The organism is Pedococcus sp. P2_F6 (assembly GCF_056403675.1).
This window is the reverse complement of record NZ_JBFUEZ010000001.1, coordinates 112,225-131,172: the sequence shown is the minus strand read 5'-3', so window position 1 is coordinate 131,172 and position 18,948 is coordinate 112,225. Positions and strand designations below refer to the sequence as shown.

The 18,948-nt window shown below is 70.6% G+C and carries 17 protein-coding genes; 3 read left to right on the top strand and 14 right to left on the bottom strand.

Translation table 11 applies throughout. The features are described 5' to 3' along the window. Nucleotides 1-50: 50 nt before the first annotated feature. The 8 genes from recA to AC1DWP_RS00560 form a co-directional block, all read right to left on the bottom strand. Entirely contained in the window at nt 51-1,112 is a 1,062-nt protein-coding gene (gene recA, locus AC1DWP_RS00595; protein ID WP_477612516.1) for a recombinase RecA, read from the bottom strand. A 236-nt stretch (nt 1,113-1,348) separates the two neighbouring features. Continuing rightward, nucleotides 1,349-1,819 (bottom strand): GNAT family N-acetyltransferase, encoded by a 471-nt coding sequence (locus tag AC1DWP_RS00590; RefSeq protein ID WP_477612515.1) that lies wholly within the window; start codon nt 1,817-1,819, stop codon nt 1,349-1,351. A gap of 26 nt (nt 1,820-1,845) precedes the next feature. Continuing rightward, nucleotides 1,846-2,715 (bottom strand): ABC transporter permease, encoded by an 870-nt coding sequence (locus tag AC1DWP_RS00585; RefSeq protein ID WP_477612514.1) that lies wholly within the window; start codon nt 2,713-2,715, stop codon nt 1,846-1,848. Further along, on the bottom strand, nt 2,712-3,557 hold the full coding sequence (locus AC1DWP_RS00580) for an ABC transporter permease (RefSeq protein WP_477612513.1): 846 nt from the start codon (nt 3,555-3,557) through the stop codon (nt 2,712-2,714). Before AC1DWP_RS00580 ends, AC1DWP_RS00585 begins: the two co-directional genes overlap by 4 nt. Beyond that, the gene (locus AC1DWP_RS00575; protein WP_477612512.1) at nt 3,557-4,492 is read right to left on the bottom strand and encodes an ABC transporter ATP-binding protein; all 936 of its coding nucleotides are present in this window, start codon (nt 4,490-4,492) and stop codon (nt 3,557-3,559) included. Before AC1DWP_RS00575 ends, AC1DWP_RS00580 begins: the two co-directional genes overlap by 1 nt. A gap of 64 nt (nt 4,493-4,556) precedes the next feature. Further along, nucleotides 4,557-5,588 (bottom strand): nitronate monooxygenase, encoded by a 1,032-nt coding sequence (locus AC1DWP_RS00570; protein ID WP_477612511.1) that lies wholly within the window; start codon nt 5,586-5,588, stop codon nt 4,557-4,559. Then, nucleotides 5,585-5,806, bottom strand: coding sequence for a DUF3046 domain-containing protein (locus AC1DWP_RS00565; protein WP_477612510.1), 222 nt, complete (start codon nt 5,804-5,806; stop codon nt 5,585-5,587). The genes AC1DWP_RS00570 and AC1DWP_RS00565 overlap by 4 nt, the downstream gene beginning before the upstream one ends. A 44-nt stretch (nt 5,807-5,850) precedes the next feature. Continuing rightward, entirely contained in the window at nt 5,851-6,243 is a 393-nt protein-coding gene (locus AC1DWP_RS00560; protein WP_477612509.1) for an MmcQ/YjbR family DNA-binding protein, read from the bottom strand. 373 nt (nt 6,244-6,616) lie between these two features. Here AC1DWP_RS00560 and AC1DWP_RS00555 point away from each other — a divergent pair, with 373 nt between their 5' ends. Both AC1DWP_RS00555 and AC1DWP_RS00550 read left to right on the top strand, forming a co-directional pair. Continuing rightward, the gene (locus tag AC1DWP_RS00555) at nt 6,617-11,428 is read left to right on the top strand and encodes an ATP-dependent helicase (RefSeq protein WP_477612508.1); all 4,812 of its coding nucleotides are present in this window, start codon (nt 6,617-6,619) and stop codon (nt 11,426-11,428) included. Nucleotides 11,429-11,458: 30 nt separating this feature from the next. After that, nucleotides 11,459-12,331, top strand: a complete 873-nt coding sequence (locus tag AC1DWP_RS00550) for a DNA-formamidopyrimidine glycosylase family protein (protein ID WP_477612507.1) — start codon at nt 11,459-11,461, stop codon at nt 12,329-12,331. Nucleotides 12,332-12,373: 42 nt separating this feature from the next. On the opposite strand, the gene AC1DWP_RS00545 is transcribed toward AC1DWP_RS00550, so the two are convergent. The 4 genes from AC1DWP_RS00545 to rimO all read right to left on the bottom strand — a co-directional run bounded on the left by AC1DWP_RS00545 (nt 12,374) and on the right by rimO (nt 15,576). Beyond that, nucleotides 12,374-12,673 carry a helix-turn-helix domain-containing protein gene (locus tag AC1DWP_RS00545; RefSeq protein WP_477612506.1) on the bottom strand — a complete coding sequence of 100 codons (300 nt, stop codon included), beginning with the start codon at nt 12,671-12,673 and terminating at the stop codon, nt 12,374-12,376. 244 nt (nt 12,674-12,917) lie between these two features. Further along, on the bottom strand, nt 12,918-13,412 hold the full coding sequence (locus AC1DWP_RS00540; RefSeq protein ID WP_477612505.1) for a CinA family protein: 495 nt from the start codon (nt 13,410-13,412) through the stop codon (nt 12,918-12,920). Next, nucleotides 13,409-14,074, bottom strand: coding sequence for a CDP-alcohol phosphatidyltransferase family protein (locus AC1DWP_RS00535; protein WP_477612504.1), 666 nt, complete (start codon nt 14,072-14,074; stop codon nt 13,409-13,411). The genes AC1DWP_RS00540 and AC1DWP_RS00535 overlap by 4 nt, the downstream gene beginning before the upstream one ends. Then, a complete protein-coding gene (gene rimO, locus AC1DWP_RS00530; protein ID WP_477612503.1) occupies nt 14,068-15,576 on the bottom strand; it encodes a 30S ribosomal protein S12 methylthiotransferase RimO in 1,509 nt (502 codons plus the stop codon). Before rimO ends, AC1DWP_RS00535 begins: the two co-directional genes overlap by 7 nt. A 32-nt stretch (nt 15,577-15,608) precedes the next feature. Here rimO and AC1DWP_RS00525 point away from each other — a divergent pair, with 32 nt between their 5' ends. After that, nucleotides 15,609-16,817 carry a dipeptidase gene (locus AC1DWP_RS00525; protein WP_477612502.1) on the top strand — a complete coding sequence of 403 codons (1,209 nt, stop codon included), beginning with the start codon at nt 15,609-15,611 and terminating at the stop codon, nt 16,815-16,817. Between the two features lie 8 nt (nt 16,818-16,825). On the opposite strand, the gene AC1DWP_RS00520 is transcribed toward AC1DWP_RS00525, so the two are convergent. Next, nucleotides 16,826-17,488: an ion channel gene (locus AC1DWP_RS00520; RefSeq protein ID WP_477612501.1), complete on the bottom strand. Its 663-nt coding sequence runs from the start codon at nt 17,486-17,488 to the stop codon at nt 16,826-16,828. Between the two features lie 81 nt (nt 17,489-17,569). Beyond that, on the bottom strand, nt 17,570-18,898 hold the full coding sequence (locus AC1DWP_RS00515; RefSeq protein WP_477612500.1) for a multidrug effflux MFS transporter: 1,329 nt from the start codon (nt 18,896-18,898) through the stop codon (nt 17,570-17,572). Between the last annotated feature and the right edge of the window lie 50 nt (nt 18,899-18,948).

Here is an 18,948-nt window from a genome sequence, read left to right as displayed (position 1 = left end):
CAGTCGGGATCAGTCTGGATCGCTCAGTGGTGGGTCGCCCGAGCCGTGGCTCAGAACTCGACCGGCACCTCGGGGATCGAGTCGGCCGGCTTGTCGACCTGCGGGCCGATCCCGAGCTTTTCCTTGATCTTCTTCTCGATCTCGTTGCCGAGGTCGGGGTTGTCCTTGAGAAACTGACGAGCGTTCTCCTTGCCCTGGCCGAGCTGGTCACCCTCGTAGGTGTACCAAGCTCCGGCCTTGCGGACGAAGCCCTGCTCGACGCCCATGTCGATGAGCCCACCCTCACGGGAGATGCCCTGGCCGTAGAGGATGTCGAACTCGGCCTGCTTGAACGGCGGCGCCACCTTGTTCTTGACGACCTTGACCCGGGTGCGGTTGCCGACCGGCTCGCTGCCGTCCTTGAGGGTCTCGATGCGACGCACGTCCAGGCGCACGGAGGCGTAGAACTTCAGCGCCTTGCCACCCGTCGTCGTCTCGGGCGAGCCGAACATGACACCGATCTTCTCGCGCAGCTGGTTGATGAAGATGGCCGTCGTGCCGGTGTTGTTGAGGGCACCGGTGAGCTTGCGCAGGGCCTGGGACATCAGCCGGGCCTGCAGACCGACGTGGCTGTCACCCATCTCGCCCTCGATCTCGGCACGTGGCACGAGCGCGGCGACGGAGTCGATGACGATGATGTCGATGGCGCCCGAGCGGATCAGCATGTCGGCGATCTCGAGCGCCTGCTCCCCCGTGTCGGGCTGGCTGACGAGGAGCGCGTCGGTGTCGACCCCGAGCTTCTTGGCGTAGTCAGGGTCGAGGGCGTGCTCGGCGTCGATGAACGCCGCGATGCCGCCGGCCTTCTGCGCACTGGCCACCGCGTGCAGCGCGACCGTCGTCTTGCCCGAGGACTCCGGGCCGTAGATCTCCACGACGCGACCGCGCGGGAGGCCACCGATGCCGAGCGCGACATCGAGCGCGATCGAGCCGGTGGGGATCACGTCGATGGGGGGCCGGACGTCGTCGCCGAGGCGCATGACCGCGCCCTTGCCGAACGACTTCTCGATCTGCCCCATCACGCTGTCGAGGGACTTTGCCTTCTGGTCCACAGTGGGAGTGTTCGCTCCAGCCATTCTGGCCACCATTCCTTCTTTCGCTTCGAGTCGGGCGCGCCTGCCTTCGACCCTGGGGCAGCTGATCTGCTTGTCGGGTCAGACGCTAGGTGTCGGCACCGACAGCCGTCCGGGGCCGCTCGCACGGCCTGTGGACGGTGGGTCTGTCGTGGTTCCACCTGTGGACGAACATACCGAACACCTGTTCGAAATACGGCATCCGGCACGCGACACGCCGCGGCGAGTCCGATCAGCCTTCAGGGCGAGGCAGGGCGGCGCATCGGCGTGTGCGGAATGCCGTCCTCCACGAAGCCGCGCCCGCTGGGTGCGAAGCCGAACCCGGCATACCAGTCGACGAGGTGCGACTGGGCGTCGAGCACCACAGGCCGCTCCCCTGCCGCCTCGAGCGCGGCGCGCATGAGCAGTGCGGCCCGGCCCTGGCCGCGCGCGTGCGGCGCGGTCGCCACCCGGCCGATGCGCAGCGCCTCCCCGTCGTCCAGGACTCGCAGCGTGGCCACCGGTGCGCCGTCCTGCTCGACCCACAGGTGACGAGTCGCCGGTTCGAGGTCACGGCCGTCGAGATCCAGGTAGGGGCAGTCCTGCTCGACGACGAACACCTGGGCGCGCAGGGCCCACAGCCGGTAGCCCGTCAGCGGGTCGAGGTCGGCGAAGCCGGCCGATCGCACCGCGCCAGCGCCCACCACGACCCCGTCCGCAGGCTCCACCATGATCCCGATGCTAGGCGCCCGAGGGACTACGAGAGCAGGAGCTTCTCGAGGCGACGTGCCGTTCCCACGACGCCGATCCCACCCAGCACCACGAGGTAGCCCACGTGCACGAGCACCCCCCAGCCGACATCTCCAAGCATCAGCGCGCGTTCGAGGGCGACCCCGTGGTAGAGCGGCGTGACCCGCACCAGCCACTGGAGCGCCTCGGGATAGGTCGACAGCGGGAAGAAGGTCGCCGAGAAGAGGAACATCGGCTGGATTGCCAAGGTGATGTAGTCGAAGTGCACCCAGGACTTCATGAAGGTGGTCGCGAACATCCCCAGCGCGGCGAAGGCGAACCCGATGAAGATCGCCGCCGGCAGGGCCAGCAGGGCCCACCACGACCCGACGGCCCCTGCGAGCAGCGCGACGACGAGGAAGGCAGCGGAGTAGAGACCACCACGGATGAGGGACCACGCGATCTCGCCGACGGCGATGTCACGCGGACCCATCGGTGTCGCAAGCACCGCGTCGTAGAGCTTGGCGTAGCGCAGCTTGAAGAACACGTTGAAGGTCGAGTCGAACACTGCGCCGTTCATCGCCGAGGCGGCCAGCAGCGCGGGCGCCACGAACTGGGGGTAGGACACCACTGCCCCCGAGTCGGTGGTGACGGTCTTCACGAGCGCACCGATGCCGATGCCGAGGGAGAACAGGTAGAACACCGGCTCGGCGAACCCGGTCACCAGCGCGATCCAGCCGTGGCGGAACGACGTGACGTTGCGTTCGATGAGCATCCTGGCCAGCCCGGCCCCGGCAGGCATCGGCACCAGCCTGGCCAGCCGCGCCGACGCCTGCCCGCGAACGGGCCCCGACGCGGGACCGGACGCGGGCCGGGGGTTGGAGGTCGAGGTGCTCACGGGACCAGCCGCCTCGCGAAGGACTTCTCCGCGAGCCACCAGCCCACGGCGGCATACACGGCCAGCACGAGCAGGTGACCGAAGAACGGCGCCCCGACCGCGGCACCCGTCGCCACTGCACGACACGCCTCGACCCCGTGCCACAGCGGAGTGACCCACGCGATGGGCTGCATCCACCCGGGCAGCTGCTCGATGGGGAAGAACGTGCCGGAGAACAGCATCAACGGCGTCACGATCCAGCGGAACAGGATGTTGAAGCCGTCATCGCCCTCCTGCCTGGCGGTGAAGGCGAAGATCGGGGTGGTGAACGCCATCCCCGTGAGGATCGCGATCGGCAGGCAGAGGACTGCGAACACGGACCCGAAGCCGCCGAACAGGGACGCCACCGCCATGAAGATCGCCGTGGCCGTCGTGAGGTGGGCAGCCACCGCGAGGAAGTGGCCCCGCAGCACGTCGCGTACGGACATCGGGGACGCGAGCATGGCGTGGTAGCCCATGTTCCACTTGATGTAGCCGAGGACCTGGTAGGTCGACTCCCCCATCGCGACCCACATCGTCTGGGTGGCGACGATGGCCGGGACGACGAACTGCAGGTAAGGCAGGCCCCCGACTCCGCCCACCCGGTCGTCGACGAGCGAGCCCAACCCGATGCCCATCGCCAGCAGGAAGAACAGCGGCGACAGGAACCGACCGATGATGCTCCCCCGCCACGTGCGTCGGTAGACCGTGAGGAAGTACGTGAAGACGGCCAGGACCCGCTCGGCGGCAGACAGCGGCTGGCGGATGCCATGGTCCGCCCGGGACTGGTGATGAAGCTGCGGGTGCGGCTGCTGGAGCGCCATCAGTCCACCAGCGTCCGGCCGGTGAGGTGCAGGAACACGTCCTCGAGCGTGGCTCGGCGCACGAGCGAGGACAGGGGTGCGATCCCGCGCGAGTGCACCACCGCCGCGGCCTGGTCACCGTCGTCGGCGTAGACGAGGAGCCGGTCGGGCAGCACCTCGACCCGCTCGCCGATCCCGGTGACCTGCTCGGCGAAGTCCTTGTGGTCCTCGGCGTCAAAGCGCAGCTCGAGGACCTCTCGCGTGGAGAACTCGTCGATGAGCGAGCGCGGCGACCCCTCGGCGACGATCCGTCCGTGGTCCATGACGACGAGCCGGTCGCAGAGCTGCTCCGCCTCGTCCATGTAGTGGGTGGTCAGCACGAGCGTCACGCCCGACCGCTTGAGCCGGAACAGCCTGTCCCACAACACATGTCGGGCCTGTGGGTCCAGACCGGTGGTCGGCTCGTCGAGCAGGAGGATCTCGGGTGAGTTGATGAGGGAGCGCGCGATCGTGAGACGTCGCTTCATCCCGCCCGACAGCGGCTCGACCTTGTCCTTGGCGCGGTCGGTGAGCTGGGCGAAGTCGAGCAGCTCAGCCGCCCGCGAGCGCACCTCCTTGCGGGAGAGTCCGAAGTAGCGCCCGTAGATCCGGAGGTTTTCCTCGACGGTGAGCTCCTCGTCGAGCGTGTCGCGCTGCGGACAGTTGCCCAGCCGGGCCCGGATGGCGGGGCCGTTGCCGGCCGGGTCGAGCCCGAAGAGGCGCAGCTCGCCGCTCGTCACCGGGGACACGCAGCCGACCATTCGCATCGTGGAGGACTTGCCGGCGCCGTTGGGCCCGAGGAACCCGAAGCACTCGCCCTTGCGGACGGCGAAGTCGATCCCGTCCACCGCCGTGAACTCCCCGAACTTCTTGGTCAGTCCGGTCGCGCTCAGCAGGATCTCGTCGTCACCACTCACTCGCCCCAACCTAGCGAGGTCCACCGACAGACTCACGCGCATTTCTGTCAGGTGGTCCAGGCCGTCAGGTGGTCTGGGTGGCCTCGAGCTCGGCGACGAGGGTCCGGGCAAGCTCGGCCGCCGGCAGCCGGCGCAGCCGGCCGTGGCCCGTGCCGGCCCACAGGTTGACGAGCTCGGCCTCCCCAGTGGCCTTCCCGTGCGCCCGCAAGGGCGCAGTGAGGTGGTGGACGTGCGGGTATGCCGCGGGCGCGGCCTCGGTGAACAGCTCGGTCCACGTCGTGGTCAGGGCACGGGCACTGCGTCCGGTGAAGGCGCGGGTCACGGTGGTGCCGGTCCGATGGGTCAGGGCATGCCGGTGCACTGGTGCGGTCCCGGCCTCTGGGCAGTCCAGGAACGCCGTGCCCAGGGCCACCGCAGTCGCGCCGGCGCGCAGGACGGCGGCTGCGTCGGCCCCGGTCATGACCCCTCCAGCGCCCATCACCGGCAGTGAGGTGTGGCGGACCATCTCCTCGACCAGGGGCAGCAGCCCGGACTGGATGGCGCAGGTGTCGACCGGGCCGCCGCGGTGACCTCCCGCCTCCCAACCCTGCACGACGAGGCCGTCCACGCCGAGCTCCTGCGCCCACTCGACCTCCGTGGCCTCGTTCACGGTGACCCACACCGCGACCCCGGCGGCCTGCAGCCGCGTGACCACGTCCGCAGGCGGCCACCCGAAGGCAAAGCTCACCAGGGCGGGCGACAGCTCCACGAGGAGGTCGACCTTGGCCTCGAACGCGTCGTCGTCGTAGCGCGGTGTCCCCAGCTCGACGCCCGCCGACGCCGCCCACGGTGCGAGCAGCTCGGCATACTCGAGGGTTTCCTGCTGCATGGACGGGCTGTCCGGTGACGGCGCAAAGATGTTGACCCCAAAGGGATCTGACGTCATTGCCCGCAGGGCGACGACGTCGTCGCGAAGGCGTTCCGGGGTGAGGTAGGCGCCCGCGAGGAAGGGGAACACTCCGCCCTCGCCGGCTGCTGCGGCGAGGGCGACGGTCGACGGCCCGCCGGCCATCGGTGCAAGGACCAACGGGTGGGCGGACCAGTCGACGGAAGTCACTTCGCCGGTCTCCGCTCGATGCCGAGCCGACGGGACTCGGGCACGTCCATCGCGTCGCAGAGCGCGAGCCAGACCCGACGAGGGCTCTCCCCCGCCTCGAGCGCCTGGACCACCGTGCGCTCGCCGAGGACCCCGAGCACGAGGTGCTGCGCGAGCGAGGAGGCGTAGCCCTCCCCGAACTCGTCGTTCATCAACACCCAGAAATGGCTCAGCCGCACGCAGTGAGTGTAGGCGGCGTCGGCCCAGCCCAGGCGACGCAGGCTCAGCCGGGGTTGGTGGCGGAGTCGCTGTCCAGGGGGAGGTCGGTGACGAGGTCGTCGGGTGCGCGCATCAGCCAGGCGTCGGTCACGAGCTCGCGGAGGCGTTCGACCCCCACCTGCGCCAGTCGCAGCATCACCAGGGGCGCGTTCTCGTATCCGGGGGCGGTGAAGAACACATCGGGCTCACCGAGGAGCAGTGCCTGCTTCTCACCCTCGTCGCCGACGAAGAGCACCGCGATGTCGGTGCGGATCAGCCGCGGCCTGCCGGGCCGACGCTCCGGATAGGACCAGATGAAACCCTTGTCGCCCACCCGGAAGTCGAATCCTGAGCTGGGGACCTCCACCACGTGGGGCAGCGAGGTGGCCAGTCTGCGGACGTCCTCGGCGTCAGCCAACGCAGCCGCCGTCCGACCACACCGTGCCCATGCCGTAGAGGTTACGGGGCGGGAGCCCTCGCCGGTCGACGAGCCCCCCGCCCCGATTGAACGAGCGCAGACCTTCACCTCAGGCAAGGGCCGGAGTACAGTGGTGGCGCTGCCCCGGACCATGGTTGCGAATGAGTGACTGTCCGGGGCTCGTGCGCATCCCCAGACTCTCATCGCGACCCGAGGCAGGTCACCGCGCGCCCCTCCCTTCCGCCCCCGAGGGTCGAGGGGCGCGCGAATCAACGCCGACGCTCGATGCGCTCCTCTCACATCGGGCGTCGCGCACGCCTGCGCGACGCTCTACCGGGGACCTGTCGGTGCGGGGTGAGAGGCTGTAGCACTCATGGCAACGGACGTCCTCGACCGCTTCTCCCCAGCCACTGCCGAGTGGTTCAGGGGCTCGTTCAGCGCGCCCACGGCCGCACAGGCGGGGGCTTGGGATGCCATCAGCTCCGGCCACCACGCCCTGGTCGTGGCGCCGACCGGATCAGGCAAGACGCTGTCGGCGTTCCTGTGGGCCCTCGACCGACTCTCGGCCGAGCCTCCCCCGGTCGACAAGATCAAGCGCTGCCGGGTCCTCTACGTCTCGCCCATGAAGGCACTGGCCGTCGACGTCGAGCGCAACCTGCGCTCGCCACTGGTCGGGATCGGGCACGCGGCGACCCGGCTCGGGCTGACGCCGCCGGCCATCACCGTCTCGGTGCGGTCCGGCGACACCCCTGCCAGCGAGCGGCGGGCCTTCGCCCGCACCCCCACCGACGTGCTCATCACCACACCCGAGTCGCTGTTCCTCATCCTCACCTCGCAGGCGCGAGAAGCGCTGGCCGGTGTCGAGACCGTCATCCTCGACGAGGTCCACGCCGTGGCCGGCACCAAGCGGGGCGCCCACCTCGCGCTGTCCCTCGAGCGCCTCGACGCCCTGCTGGACAAGCCGGTCCAGCGGATCGGCCTGTCCGCGACGGTCGAGCCCGTGGCCGAGGTCGCGCGCTACCTCGCCGGAGGCCGACCCGTCGAGATCGTGCGGCCTCCGTCCACCAAGGAGTGGGACCTCGAGGTCGTGGTCCCCATCGCGGACATGTCGGCGCTCGGGGAGGTCATCGAGGACGACCTGTCAGGACCCGCGTCGGGAGCCGAGCGCCGGGCCTCGATCTGGCCGCACGTGGAGGAACGCATCGTCGACCTCATCGCCTCCCACCGGTCCACGCTCGTCTTCGCCAACTCGCGTCGCCTCGCCGAGCGGCTCACGGCTCGGCTCAACGAGATCTGGGACGAACGTCTGGAGACCATGCGACAGGCCCGAGGCGACGAGCCGCCCGAGCCGGCCACGCGGCATACCGGCAACCGCACCCCGGCCCAGCTCATGGCGCAGTCGGGGGCGTCGTCCGGCGCGCCCGCGGTGCTGGCCCGCGCCCACCACGGTTCGGTGAGCAAGGAACACCGTCAGCTCATCGAGGAGGACCTCAAGGCCGGGCGGCTGCCCGCCGTGGTCGCCACGAGCTCGCTCGAGCTCGGCATCGACATGGGCGCGGTCGACCTCGTCATCCAGGTCGAGTCACCACCGTCGGTGGCGTCTGGACTGCAGCGGGTCGGTCGGGCCGGCCACCAGGTCGGAGCGGTGTCGAGGGGCGTGTTGTTCCCCAAGTTCCGTGGTGACCTGGTCCAGACCGCAGTCGTCGTCGAACGCATGAGAGCCGGCGCGATCGAGTCGCTGCGCGTCCCCGCCAACCCGGTCGACGTGCTCGCCCAGCAGGTCGTGGCGATGTGCGCCCTCGACGAGTGGTCCGTCGACGACCTCGAGTCGGTGGTCCGCAAGGCGACGCCGTTCGCCTCACTGCCGCGATCGATCCTCGAGTCGGTGCTCGACATGTTGTCGGGGCGCTACCCCAGTGACGAGTTCGCCGAGCTCCGCCCGCGCATCGTGTGGGACCGCGTGACAGGGGTTCTGACGGGGCGTCCGGGCGCCCAACGCCTCGCCGTCACCTCGGGGGGCACCATCCCCGACCGCGGTCTGTATGCCGTGTTCCTCGCCTCCAGCGAGGGTGCCGGGCGCCGGGTCGGCGAGCTCGACGAGGAGATGGTCTACGAGTCGCGGGTGGGCGACGTGTTCACGCTGGGCACCTCGACCTGGCGGATCGAGGACATCACCCACGACCAGGTGCTCGTGACTCCGGCGCCGGGCCTTCCGGGGCGTCTGCCCTTCTGGAAGGGTGACCAGCAGGGCCGGCCCGCCGAGCTGGGGCGAGCCGTGGGGGCCTTCGTTCGCGAGGTGGTCGGACTCTCGCCCGCCAAGGCGAGGGACCGGGTCACCGCCGCAGGGCTCGACGAGTGGGCGGCGGACAACCTGCTCGGCTACCTCGCCGAGCAGCAGGAGGCGACCCGCCACGTCCCCGACGACCGCACCATCGTGGTCGAGAGGTTCCGCGACGAGATCGGTGACTGGCGGGTGGCGGTGCACTCGCCCTTCGGGGGGCAGGTGCACGCCCCTTGGGCGCTGTGCGTGTCGGCCCGGATGCGCGAGCGCTACGGCGTCGACGTCCAGGCGATGCACGGCGACGACGGGATCGTGTTCCGGCTTCCCGACCTCGAGTTCGAGGACGACGGCGGTTCGGGTCGCGGCGTGGGCGCCGAGCTGCTCGAGCTCGTCCGCCTCGAGGCCGACGACGTCCATGACCTCGTCACGTCCGAGATAGGCGGATCGGCGCTGTTCGCCGCGCGGTTCAGGGAGTGCGCGTCGCGTGCCCTGCTGCTGCCCCGCCGGCGTCCCGACCGTCGCCAACCCCTGTGGCAGCAACGGCAGCGGGCGGCTCAGCTGCTCGAGGTCGCCAGCCAGTACGCGTCGTTCCCGATCGTCCTGGAGACGGTCCGCGAGTGTGTCCAGGACGTGTTCGACGTGCCCGGACTGACCGCCCTGATGCGCTCGATCGAGTCACGCGAAGTCACCCTGGTCGACGTCGAGTCGGCCCAGCCGTCCCCCTTCGCCCGGTCCTTGATGTTCGGCTACGTCGCCCAGTTCCTCTACGAGGGCGACTCCCCGCTGGCAGAAAAACGCGCCGCCGCCCTGGCGCTGGACCCGACCCTGTTGGCCGAGCTGCTGGGCCGTGGCGAGGGCCTGTCCCTGCGCGACCTGCTCGACCCGGCGCAGGTGACCCGCACCGAGTCCGAGCTGCAGCGCCTGGTCCCCGAACGCGCCTGCCGCGACGCCGAGGACGTGGCCGACCTGCTGCGGGTCCTGGGGCCGCTCCCCCTCGACGAGATCGTCCGACGGTCGCAGGAGTCCTTGGCACGCAACGAGATCGGCGCGTGGTTGGTGGACCTCGAGGGGGCCCGACGCCTCATCCGCGTGCGTGTCGCCGGCCAGGAGCGCTGGGCTGCGATCGAGGATGCCGGACGCCTGCGTGATGCCCTGGGCAGCTCCCTGCCGGTCGGCATACCGCAGACCTTCCTCGAGTCCGTGCCGGACCCGCTGGGCGACCTGGTCCGCCGCTACGCCCGCACCCGCGGCCCCTTCCCCGCCGCGGCGGTGGCCGCCTGGTGGGGCATCGGTCCGGCGGTTGCCCTCGACGCCCTCCGCCGACTCGTCTCCTCAGGTCGCGTCGTCGAGGGCGAGCTGCTCCCCACCGAGAACGGTGGTGGGCTGCACGGCCTCGACTACTGCGATGCAGAGGTGCTGCGCCTGCTACGCCGTCGCTCCCTGGCCGCGCTGCGCGCCGAGGTCGAGCCGGTCCCCGCCGTCGAGCTGGCCAGGTTCCTCCCCCAGTGGCAGTCGGTGGGTGGAGGCCTGCGCGGTCGCGAAGGTCTGGTCCGCGCCGTCGAGCAGCTGGCGGGAGCCGTGCTCCCGGCAAGTGCCCTCGAGAGCCTGGTCCTCCCGAGCAGGATCGTGGACTACTCCCCCACGCTGCTCGACGACCTCACGACCAGCGGCGAGGTCCTCTGGCGCGGCCACGGGGCACTACCCGGCGACGACGGCTGGGTGTCGCTGCACCTCGCCGACACCGCCCACCTGACCATGGCACCTCCCCCTGACCGGACGCTCACCGACGGTGAGCAGGCGATCGCCGAGGCCCTCGCGGGTGGCGGGGCATACTTCTTCCGCACCCTCGCCGAGGCCGTGGGCAGCAGCGACGACGAGTCCCTGCTCGCCGACCTGTGGGCACTCGTCTGGGACGGCCGAGCCACCAACGACACCCTCATCCCCCTTCGCGCCCTGCTCGCCGGCGGCCGCACCAGCCACAAGCGCAGCCGTCCCGGCCCACGCACCACCAGGTATGCCGGACGACGTGGCTCGCTCGGTGCCCTCTCGGGACAGCGTGGGCTGGGTCGTCCCACCGTGCCGACCCGCAGCGGGCCGCCCGCTGGGGCCGGACGCTGGTCCTTGCTTCCTGAGGTCGAGCTGGACGCCACCGTCCGCGCCTACGCCACGGCCGAGGTCCTGCTCGACCGCTACGGCGTGGTCACGCGCGGCTCGGTCGTCGCAGAGGACGTTCCGGGCGGGTTCGCCGGCGTCTACCGCGTCCTGGCGGCTGCCGAGGAGTCGGGGCGGGTCCGCCGCGGCTACTTCGTCGAGTCCCTGGGCGCCTCCCAGTTCTCCACCACCGGATCGGTCGACCGGCTCCGGGCCGGCGCCCGACCAGTGGGCGACGATGCCGACCGAGCCGTCCCGGCGATGGTGCTCGCCGCCACCGACCCGGCCAACGCGTACGGTGCGGCCCTCCCGTGGCCTGACCGGGCGACGGGTGCGGACGACCCGGGCGACGGCGCGTCGGCCGGAGGGCCCTCGGTGGCTGGTTCCTCGGGCATCGCATCACCAGCCGGCAAGACCCCAGCCGGCACGTCTGCCGCCGGCACGTCTCCCGCCGGCAAGCGTGGACACCAGCCGGCCCGCAAGGCTGGGGCCCTGGTGGTCCTGGTCGACGGCGAGCTCGTCCTGTACGTCGAGCGTGGCGGCAAGACGCTTCTCTCGTGGACGGACGACGAGCAGTCCCTCCAGGGCGCGGCCGATGCCCTGGCACTCGCCGTCCGCGAGGGTGCACTGGGCCGGCTCACCGTCGAGAAGGCCGACGGCGGCGCCGTGCTGGGGTCTGCCCACCCGCTCGCAGCCGCCCTGGCCAGGGCAGGCTTCCACGCCACCCCGCGCGGCCTGAGACTGCGGCGGTGAGGTCCACAGCCGCTGCCATCGGGGTCCCTGGTGCCTGAGGGCGACACGGTCTGGCGCACCGCCCAACGACTGCACAAGGCGCTCGCCGGCGCAGTGGTCGTGCTGAGTGACCTGCGGTTCCCCGGCGTGGCCACGGCCGACCTGCGCGGAGCCAGCACCCTCGAGGTCGTCAGTCGTGGCAAGCACCTCCTCCACCGTTTCGACAGCGGGCTGACCCTGCACTCACACCTGCGGATGGAGGGTCAGTGGCGGGTCGCGGCACCGGATGACACCGCCGGCTGGCTGCGTCGCGACGACCTGCGCGCGGCGGTCGGCACCTCTTCGTGGACCGCCCTGGGACTGCGGCTCGGGCTGCTCGAGCTGCTCCCGACCGGCCATGAGGCGACGGTCGTGGGCCACCTCGGACCCGATCTGCTCGGGAGCGACTGGGACCTCTCGCGGGCACTGGCCAACCTGCGGAGGTCGCAGACCTCGATCGGGGCCGCGCTCCTCGACCAGCGCAATCTTGCGGGCATCGGCACCCTGTGGGCGAGCGAGTCGCTCTTCGTGGCGCGGCTCGGGCCCTGGACTCCTGTCTCGGAGCTCGCGGACGAGGAGCTGGAGCGAGTCGTCACCCGCGCTCAGCGGCTGCTCGACCAGGCTCGACACGATGGGATCCAGTCCAGCACCGGGATCCGGCGACGTGGGGAGGAGTCGTATGTGCATGCCCGCTCGGGTCGGCCCTGTCGACGGTGCGGCACGACTGTGCGTGTCGCGATGATCGGCCCCCCGATGCGGGAACGGACGATGTTCTACTGCCCTGGCTGCCAGGACGGCCTGGCGCCCACCGACGACGGTCGGCCCCAACGCCCGCTCGGCTCGGCACGGGGGACCAGCCGGACCACGGGAAAGCGTCGCACCTGACCGGGCTCCTACCAGGGCAGAGGCTGCCAGCCGTCCGGGCGGTCAGGCAGCCGAGGCGGAAACCATGGCCGTCGCCGGAAGCGGCAGCGAGACCGGCGCGGTGAGCGCCTCCGTCTCGGCGACCCGCTCGGACACCTGGCCGAGGACCTCGGACAACGGCAGACGCAGCGCCCCGCAGATCGAGGCGAGCAGCTCGGAGGATGCTTCCTTCTCGCCGCGCTCGACCTCACTGAGGTAGCCGAGCGACACGGATGCGGCTGCGGAAACTTCGCGCAAGGTGCGTCCCTGCGACTGGCGTTGCTCACGGAGCACGTCACCAAGTTCACGACGAAGCAGAATCATGACGCCCTCCTTCACTGCTCGACTTGCCGGTTGCAGGGCACCAACGTTACCCCGAGCCCCTGACGCTGCGCGCGCGGGAACGCAGAACACGCGGTACGACGTGGTCAACGGTCCACGGCGTGAGAATCTTCCGCCCCACCGATCACAGCAGCCACGACGGCAGTCGCCGCGGGGCGTCCGTGAGGCGTGCGTGGTCGGTGCAGGGGGCGTCCGTTGGTCTGCGCAGGTCAGCGCCCTGCCGTGGTCAGGCCCTGAGATGCGGATCGTTGGCGGCCGCGCGCAACACCTCGGTCACGAGCGAGAGGGCATGTGCCACTGTCTCCCGCCGGATCGACTGACGGTCGCCGGTCAGCGCCAGCTCCCGGACCGCCACCTCGCCGTCGAACGCCACCGCGACGAACACGGTCCCGACCGGGCGGTCGTCCTGCGGGTCCGGCCCGGCCACACCGGTGGTGGCGACGCCGACGTCGGAGCCGAGCACGCGGCATACCCCGGTGGCCATCTGGCGGGCCACCTCGGCCTGGACCGCACCACCGGTCGCGAGCAGGCCGGCGTCGACCCCGAGGACCCGGGCCTTGAGCTCGGTCGCATAGGCCACCACGCAGCCCCGCACCACGGCTGAGGCGCCGGGCACGTCGGTGAGCGCCGCGCAGACCAGGCCACCGGTGAGCGACTCGGCGGTCGCGATGCTGCGCGAGACCGCAGCCAGGGCAGCCACCACCTCGGGAGCGGTGCTCATCCGTGTCGGGCGGCTCGGCGCGCGCGCTTCATCGCCGAACGTTCGCTGGTCTGCCGCAGGCGCAACGCCTTCAGCGCGATGTCCAGTCCGGTCACGACGGTCACGACGACCGCGAGCCCCAGCACCACGTCCGCGACGAGGTTCCAGGCGTCCGCTCCGGCAAAGGACGACAGCGGCAGCGTGAACAACAGCAGGCCGAAGAACTGAAGGGCCGTCTTGACCTTGCCGCCCCGACCCGCGGGCATCACGCCGTGGCGGATCACGAAGAACCGCAGCACCGTCACTCCCCATTCGCGCACCAGGACGACGACGGTGACCCACCACGGCAGCTCACCGAGGACCGAGAGCCCGACGAAGGCCATCCCCATCAGGGTCTTGTCGGCGATGGGGTCGGCGATCTTGCCGAAGTTGGTGATCAGGCCGCGACGCCGGGCGATGTCGCCGTCGATGCGGTCGGTGAGGGTCGCGAAGATGAACACCACAGCCGCCGCCCAGCGCATCACCGGACGGTCCCCACCGTCGACCAGCAGCAGCCAGCCGTAGACCGGCACGAGCAGGATCCGGGTGACCGTGAGGGCGTTGGCGATGTTCCAGGAGCTCGGGGGCGGGACCGCCACCGGCGCCGCGGCCGGGTCGGGGGCCGGCGCCGACTCGCTCAGCATGGCACGGCCAGCAGGTCGATCCCCTCGGTCCCGGTCACGACGGCCCGCACGATGTCGCCGACCACGACGTCGGGGAACTGGGAGGGATCGAGCATGGTCACGCCGTCGACGTCGGGTCCCTGGTGGGCCGCCCGACCCACGACGGACGTCTCCTCGTCCTCGTCATCGCCCGTGGGCACCGACTCGACGAGGACGTCCACGATCTCGCCGATGCGCTCCTCGGCACGCTGGAGGTTAAGTTCCTCGATAAGCGCTGTGAATCGCGAAACACGTTCTGCGACAACATCATCGGGCAGCTTGTTGCCATAGGTCTCGGCCTCGGTGCCGTCCTCGTCCGAGTACCCGAACACACCGACGACGTCGAGTCGGGCAGCCAGCAGGAACGCCTCGAGCTCGGCGAGGTCTTCCTCGGTCTCACCCGGGAACCCCACGATGACATTGCTCCGGATGCCGGCCAGCGGCACCCGGGCGCGTACCTCGTCGAGGAGTCCGAGGAAGGCCTCGCGACCGCCGAAGCGCCGCATCGAGCGGAGCAGTCCGGCCGAGGCGTGCTGGAAGGAGATGTCGAAGTAGGGCACGACGCCCGGCACGGAGGCCATCGCGTCGAGCAGTGCGGGACGGATCTCGGCGGGCTGCAGGTAGCTCACCCGGACGCGCTCGATCCCCGGGACCGCAGCGAGGTCGGGCAGGATCTTCTCGAGCAGCCCGATGTCCCCGAGGTCCTTGCCGTAGGACGTCGAGTTCTCACTGACGAGGAACAGCTCCTTGACGCCGCGCTCCCCCAACCAGCGAGCTTCGGCCACGATGTCGTGCGGCCTGCGCGACACGAACGCACCGCGGAACATCGGGATGGCGCAGAACGCGCACCGTCGGTCGCAGCCACTGGCGATCTTGAGGGGAGCCCAGGGGCGACCGTCGAGACGGGCGCGGATCACCCGCGGGCCGGACGGCGGGACCGGTCCGTCCACGGTGACGTCGACGGGCTCGGTCGAGACCTGCTCCGGTGAGGTGGGGTCAGTGGGGATGCCGTGTCCGGGCAGTGCCACACCGACCGACCCGTCCTGCCGCTGGACCGGGGACAACGGGAGCAGCTGGCGTCGGTCGGACGGGACGTGCGAGGCCGGCGCGTGGCCGTCGAGGACGGCCCGCAGGTGGCTCGACATGTCCGCGTAGGAGTCGAACCCCAAGACGGCGTCGGCCTCGGGCAGCTCGTCTGCCAGCTGCTGGCCGTAGCGCTCGGCGAGGCATCCCACCGCGACGACCTTCTGGGTCTTCGAGTGCCCCTTGCGCGCCGACGCCTCGAGGAGCACGTCGATCGAGTCCTTCTTGGCCTGCTCGACGAACCCGCAGGTGTTGACCACCGCGACGTCCGCGTCGTCGGCGTCGTCCACGAGCAACCAGCCCTCGGCGGCCAGGCGGCCGGCGAGCTCCTCGGAGTCGACTTCGTTGCGGGTGCACCCCAGCGTGACCAGGGCGACGCTGCGCTGCGTTGTCGAACTCATGTCCCCACTCTAGAGGTGGGTAGCGTGGCGTCATGACCGCGACAGCCGATGCGACCACCGCCCGGATCAGCGCCCTGCTGGCGCGCCATCCGGTCATCGACGGGCACAACGACCTCTTGTGGGAGGCGCGCGAGAAGGTCGGCTACGACTTCGACCGGCTCGACATCGAGGCAGGGGGGACCCCGACGCACACCGACCTGCCCCGCCTCGCCCAGGGTGGCGTCGGCGGCCAGTTCTGGTCGGTCTTCGTGCCTGCCTCGCTCCAGGGTGACGACGCCGTGAGCGCCACCCTGGAGCAGATCGACGCGGGCCACCAGATGGTGGCGAGGTATGCCGGCCGGCTGGCTTTCGCCCGCACCGCGGACGAGGTGGCGGCCGCCTGGGAGTCGGGGCGGATCGCCTCCCTGCTGGGGGCCGAGGGCGGGCACTCGATCAACAACTCGCTCGCGACCCTGCGCATGCTCCACGTCCTGGGCGTCCGCTACCTGACCCTGACCCACAACAGCAACGTCGACTGGGCTGACTCGGCCACCGACGTGACGGTGCACGGAGGGCTGTCGGCGTTCGGCGTCGAGGTGGTGCGCGAGATGAACCGGATCGGCATGCTCGTCGACCTCAGCCACGTCTCGGCCGACACGATGCGCGACGCCCTGCGGGTGGCAGAGGTGCCGGCGATCTTCAGCCACTCCTCGGCGCGGGCGGTCTGTGACAGCCCGCGCAACGCGCCCGACGACGTCCTGGAGTCGTTGCGGGACAACAACGGCGTCTGCATGGTGACCTTCGTGCCGACATTCGTGAACCCCGAGGCGGCAGCCTGGCGCGAGCAGCTGAACGCGGCCGCGGCGGCAGAGGGGATCACGCCGGCCGACGCCGCGGCATACAGCCCGTTCTACGACGAGTACTGCCTCAGCCGTCCCACACCGAAGGCCACGCTCGCCGACGTCGTCCAGCACGTCGAGCACGTCCGCGAGGTGGCCGGAGTCGACCACGTGGGGCTGGGTGGCGACTACGACGGGGTGGCCACGCTGCCCGAGGGGCTCGAGGACGTCACCGGCTACCCCCGGTTGCTGGCGGCGCTGGCTGACCGCGGATGGTCCGACGACGACCTCGGCAAGCTCACGAGCGGCAACATCCTGCGCGTGATGAGGGACGCCGAGGCAGGCGCGAGATCGCTGCAGGAGCAGCGCGGGCCCAGCCTGGCCACCATCAAGGACCTCGACGGCGATCCGGTCTCCGGGTAGTCGTCCTGCTAGTTGCGCCAGCGGGAGATGGTCAGGCCGACGACGCGGGCGATGATCAGCGCGACGTACATGACGCCGGCCACCTGCTCGATGATCACGACCGAGCGCGCGAAGGGCAGAACGGCGGTCACGTCGGAGAGCCCGACGCTGGTCAGGTTGGCGAAGGACAGGTAGAGCAGCTCGAGGAAGGTCCGGTGTCCTTCACCCTGGTAGGCCGTGAACGACCCCGGATAGACCACCTGCACGGCCATGAACAGGTGGGCGAACATCCACGACACGACCGTGAAGTTAGCTCCCACCGCGAAGATCTCGTCGCGGGTCACCCAGGAGTCGTCGAACAGGTAGCGGATCAGGCCGTACCCGGTGTAGCCGTAGAAGGCCGCGTGCAGGATGGCTGACCAGAAGACCACCTGGTGGTTCGCCGGGGCCAGCCCCTCGGCGACGGTCAGGGCCACGACTGGCACGCCCAGCACCACCGCGACCCACGTCAGGGCCGGCGTAGCCCTGACGGCATAGACCGCGATCGAGAGCACCAGAACGCCGAACACCCCGATGAGCGTGCGCCCCAGCGGCGTGTCCCCCGCAAAGGGGTACGCCAGCACCTCGAGCAGCTGCGCCGCGAGGAGCACCCCACTGGGGTGCCCCTTGACGGCGTTGAACCATTCACGCATGGCGACACCCTAAGGGTGTGCGCCGAGTCCCAAGGGTCTCCGAGTCCCCAGGGTGGGCGCCGAGTCGTCAGGTGGCGTGCTTCAGTTCGTGACGACCCTCACGCGCAGCGTCCGGGCGGCCACCACGGCCGCGAGGCAGGCAGTGACCGCCATGACCAGCGCCATCGGGACGGCTGAGCCCGAACCCATCGCGCCGATGAGGGGGGCGGACACACCACCGATGACGAACTGCGACGCGCCGAGCAGGGCAGCAGCGGTCCCCGCGGCCTCACCGTGCCGGGTCAGGGCCAGTGCGGGGGTGTTCGGCAGGGTGAGACCGCACGCGAACAGGAGGAACCAGAGCGGCACGAGGACCGTGGTCAGCCCACCGACACCCGTGATCGCCGACGCCAGGAGCACCAGTGCGGCGACCGCACCGATCGAGACGCCCGCCCGGACCAGCTGGCGCGGCTGGAACCGCTTGAGCAGGAAGGGGTTCGCCTGCGACCCGGTGAGGAAGCCCAGCGAGTTGAGGCCGAAGGCCAGCCCGAACTGGGTCACGCTCAGTCCGTAGATGTCCTGCAGCACGAACGAGGAGCCGCCGATGTAGGAGAACAGCGTCGCGAACATCAGGCCGCTGATGAGGACGAGCCCGACGAAGGTGCGGTCGCGCAGGAGCATGCCGTAGGTGTTGAGCACCGGGCGGAGGGCCAGCGGCCTGCGTCGCTCCGCAGGAAGCGTCTCGCGCAGGGCGAGACTGGCCAGTGTCACCAGGAGCACACCCGCCACGGCGAGGATGACGAACACCCCGCGCCACGAGGTGAGCCGGAGGATGAAGCCGCCCAAGGTCGGGGCGAGCACCGGCGCGAGACCCATGACGAGCATCAGGCGGGACAGCATCGTCGCGGCAGCCGACCCCGCGAAGAGGTCGCGCACCATCGCCATGGCAACCACGGACACGGCCGCGTTGCCCAGGCCCTGGATCGCCCGGCCGACGGTGAGCAGCTCGATGGTCGGGGCGAACGCACAGAACACCGAGGCCGCGATGTGCAACGCCAGCCCGGCGATGAGTGGTCGGCGGCGTCCGATGGCGTCCGCGAGCGGCCCGACGAGGAGCTGCCCGAGCCCCATGCCCAGCAGGATGCCGGTCAGCGTGCCCTGCACGGCCGACTCCGACGCCGCGAGGTCGCGGGTGATCGAGGGCAGCGCCGGCAGGTAGGTGTCGATGGTCAGCGGACCGATCGCGATCAACGCGCCGAGCACGAGGACGAAGCGGAGGTACGAACGGCCCGTCGGGGCCGCCTGGACACCGGTGCTGGCATGCGGTGACGGCGTGCGCGTGGGGGTCGCGGTCGAAGTCGGGGCGATCGAAGTCGGGGCTGTCGGAGTCGGGGCGGTGGCGTCAGTCAGGGTCTCGGGAGCGGCAGTCACCTCTGCGCAACGACGAAGGGCACGGGTCTATTTCATCCCGCGCCCTTCAT

Bases quoted from the DNA above. Each gene is read 5' to 3' on its own strand.
- AC1DWP_RS00590 (WP_477612515.1), bottom strand. From the start codon at position 1,819: ATGGTGGAGCCTGCGGACGGGGTCGTGGTGGGCGCTGGCGCGGTGCGA.
- AC1DWP_RS00525 (WP_477612502.1), top strand. From the start codon at position 15,609: ATGACCGCGACAGCCGATGCGACCACCGCCCGGATCAGCGCCCTGCTG.
- AC1DWP_RS00545 (WP_477612506.1), bottom strand. From the start codon at position 12,673: ATGATTCTGCTTCGTCGTGAACTTGGTGACGTGCTCCGTGAGCAACGC.
- AC1DWP_RS00535 (WP_477612504.1), bottom strand. From the start codon at position 14,074: ATGCTGAGCGAGTCGGCGCCGGCCCCCGACCCGGCCGCGGCGCCGGTG.
- recA (WP_477612516.1), bottom strand. From the start codon at position 1,112: ATGGCTGGAGCGAACACTCCCACTGTGGACCAGAAGGCAAAGTCCCTC.
- AC1DWP_RS00580 (WP_477612513.1), bottom strand. From the start codon at position 3,557: ATGGCGCTCCAGCAGCCGCACCCGCAGCTTCATCACCAGTCCCGGGCG.
- rimO (WP_477612503.1), bottom strand. From the start codon at position 15,576: ATGAGTTCGACAACGCAGCGCAGCGTCGCCCTGGTCACGCTGGGGTGC.
- AC1DWP_RS00520 (WP_477612501.1), bottom strand. From the start codon at position 17,488: ATGCGTGAATGGTTCAACGCCGTCAAGGGGCACCCCAGTGGGGTGCTC.
- AC1DWP_RS00540 (WP_477612505.1), bottom strand. From the start codon at position 13,412: ATGAGCACCGCTCCCGAGGTGGTGGCTGCCCTGGCTGCGGTCTCGCGC.
- AC1DWP_RS00555 (WP_477612508.1), top strand. From the start codon at position 6,617: ATGGCAACGGACGTCCTCGACCGCTTCTCCCCAGCCACTGCCGAGTGG.